This is a genomic window from Pseudactinotalea sp. (assembly GCF_048594945.1).
Lineage (GTDB): Bacteria > Actinomycetota > Actinomycetes > Actinomycetales > Beutenbergiaceae > Pseudactinotalea.
This window is the reverse complement of the sequence record NZ_JBMDXJ010000431.1, coordinates 1-2,752: the sequence shown is the minus strand read 5'-3', so window position 1 is coordinate 2,752 and position 2,752 is coordinate 1. Positions and strand designations below refer to the sequence as shown.

Genomic DNA, 2,752 nt, shown 5'->3' with positions numbered 1-2,752 from the left:
CCCACCGGCGAGTGCTACTCCTTCGTCAAGTACTGCAGGCGCAGCTGCTCGGTGTTGTCCTTGGTCAGGCCGCTGACGCCGTCACGGATCACGTACGTCCAGTCCGGGTTCCACAGCGGGATCAGCGGCATCTCGTCGAAGATGATCGCCTGCGCCTCGGCCGAGATGGCGTCGCGCTCGGTGGCGTCCTGCGTCTCGAAACCGGTCTGGATGAGGGCGTCGAGATCGGCGTTGCCGTAGTTGTTGAAGTTGGTACCGGACCCCGTGCCGACGAGCGACTTCATCTGGTAGAAGGGATCGGCGCCCCAGCCCAGGAAGTTGTTGAGATACAGCTCCAGGTCGCGTGCCGAGGTGCGCTGGGTGAACTCGGCGTCGGGCAACGCGTTGATCTCGACCGTGATGCCGATCTCAGCAAGCGCGGACTGGATGTAGACCGCGGCGCGCGACTCCACAGCGGAGGACTGCTTGAAGGACAGCGTCGTGGAGAAGTCACCGACACCTGCCTCCTCGAGCAGCGCACGGGCCGCGTCGAGATCCTCCTCGAAGGTGCCCGCGTCGGCACTGTAGGTCTCCATCTGTTCCGGCACCAGGCCGGTCGAGGCGTTGGCGTAGCCGTACATGATCTCGTCGACGAAGGTCTGGTAAGGCAGAGCGAGGGCGATCGCCTGTCGGACGCGCGCGTCGTCGAACGGTGCCTGGGCCGTGTTGATGCCCATGTACTCGAGGCGGTTCGAGCTCTCCGAGACGACCTGGAGCCCTTCGACCCCCTCGAGCTGAGCGACCTGGTCGAGCGGGAGTCCGCCGGCGAGGTCGATCTCACCGTTCTGCAGCAGCAGCGCACGCTGCGCGGGGTCGGACACGAACTGGATCGTGATGCCGCCGTTCGCGAGCTTGTCCTGGTCGTAGTACGCGGGGTTGGGTTCGAGGACGATGCTCGTCGTGGGGTCGAAGGACGCCACGGTGTAGGGACCCGAGGAGTTGTCGTTCTGGCGGAACCAGTCTTCGGCGAACGGGTCCTCGGCGGTGCCGTTGGTCTCGGCCGTGGCCTGGGACAGGATGCCGAATGGCTGCATCGCCAGCATCTTGTCGAGCAGCGGCGAGGCGAACTCGGCCTCGATCTCGATCGTGCGCTCGTCAAGGGCCGTGAAACTCTCGCTACCCAGGCCGACCATCGCGTAGAGCACCTTGGTGTAGGTCGTGTTGCCTTCGAGGCCGCGCTGATAGCTCCAGACCACGTCTGCCGCTGTCAGCGGCGTGCCGTCGTTGAACGTGAGTCCCTCACGCAGCACGGCGGTGATCGTGGTGCCGTCCTCGGAATAGGTGTAGGACTCGGCAAGCGCGTTCTCCATCTCGGCTGCACCCACGTTGACCGCACCGTCGGTGGAGTAGGTCTGCTCGATCAGCTGTTCCACGAGGCTTCCCGTGGTGACCATTGAGCCAGGAGTGCGCCACTGCTGCGGGTCGAGGATGTCGACCGCACTGTCGAGACTGATGACCAGGGTGGGCTTGTCGGATGCGTCGCCGTTGCCGGCATCGTCACCGCTTGCACCGCCATCGGTGGTACAGCCGGCTATCGTCGCGGCGCTGAGTCCGACCAGCGCGATCGATGCCGCGATGCGGCGGGAACGGGAGCGGTGCGACCGGGAGCGGTGGGGGGACTTCACTTTGGCCTCCAAGGATCGGGATCGGTGCACCAGGCACTGGGAAAGACTGCGCCTCTGCCCCGTTGCCATACTCAAGCGCACAAACGCAGGTCCGTTCACCCGGCCTCACACCAACGTTCTCGACCGCACATTTGTGCTGTGGCACAAGAGCCATCGCGAGCTCTGCGTCTGAGGACACGGTGGACATCGGTCGGAACCGGACCGGAAACACACTCGTTACGCCGCACCGAGGGTCGTATACGATCGCTGGCGAGTGAGTGCGACATCGATGTCGAGAAGGTGCTTGATGCAGTTCCACCACCACGGTTACGTCTCGGGCGACCCGCTCGTGCTGCCCGCCGCCGGAACCGGGATCGACCGGCCGACCGACCTCCCCGACGAGGTCGACGTGCTCATCGTCGGCTCCGGCCCGGCCGGCATGCTGCTGGCGGCGCAGATGTCGCAGTTCCCGGGTGTGGTCACCCGGATCATCGAGCGCCGCGAGGGTCGGCTCAGGCTCGGTCAGGCCGATGGCATCCAGCCCCGCAGCGTCGAGACGTTCCAGGCGTTCGGGTTCGCCGAGCGCATCACGGCCGAGGCCTACAACATCGGCTGGATGAACTTCTGGGGTCCCGACCCCGAGAACCCGCGGCACATCATCCGCACCTCGCGCACCGAGGACTACGGCTTCAAGATCAGTGAGTTCCCGCACCTCATCGTCAACCAGGCGCGGGTGCTGGACTACTTCTCCGAGGCTGCGGCGAACGGGCCTGCGCGGATCGTGCCTGACTACGGCGTGGAGTTCGTCTCGTTGGTGGTGCACGACGGCGGTGCTCGCCCTGTCGAGGTCACCGTGCGTCATGTGGTGGGGGAGCGGGCGGGGCAGGAGCAGGTGATCCGGGCTGCGTACGTGGCCGGGTGCGACGGTGCGCGGAGCGGCGTGCGGGAGGCGATCGGGCGCCATCACGTGGGTGATGTGTCGCAGCATGCGTGGGGCGTGATGGACGTGCTCGTCAACACCGACTTCCCGGACTGGCGCATCAAGTGCGCGATCAATGCCGAAGCCGGAAACATCCTCCACATCCCGCGGGAGGGCGGCTATCTCAGTC

Annotated in this window: 2 protein-coding genes; one reads left to right on the top strand and one right to left on the bottom strand. The window is 65.8% G+C overall.

The annotated features are described in order from the left end of the window. Nucleotides 1-14: 14 nt before the first annotated feature. Entirely contained in the window at nt 15-1,664 is a 1,650-nt protein-coding gene (locus tag ACOJSN_RS19665; protein ID WP_420114177.1) for an ABC transporter substrate-binding protein, read from the bottom strand. A gap of 286 nt (nt 1,665-1,950) precedes the next feature. On the opposite strand from ACOJSN_RS19665, the gene ACOJSN_RS19660 reads away from it, so the two are divergent. Further along, nucleotides 1,951-2,752 (top strand): FAD-dependent monooxygenase (locus ACOJSN_RS19660; protein ID WP_420114176.1); only part of this gene is annotated, 802 nt, incomplete at its 3' end.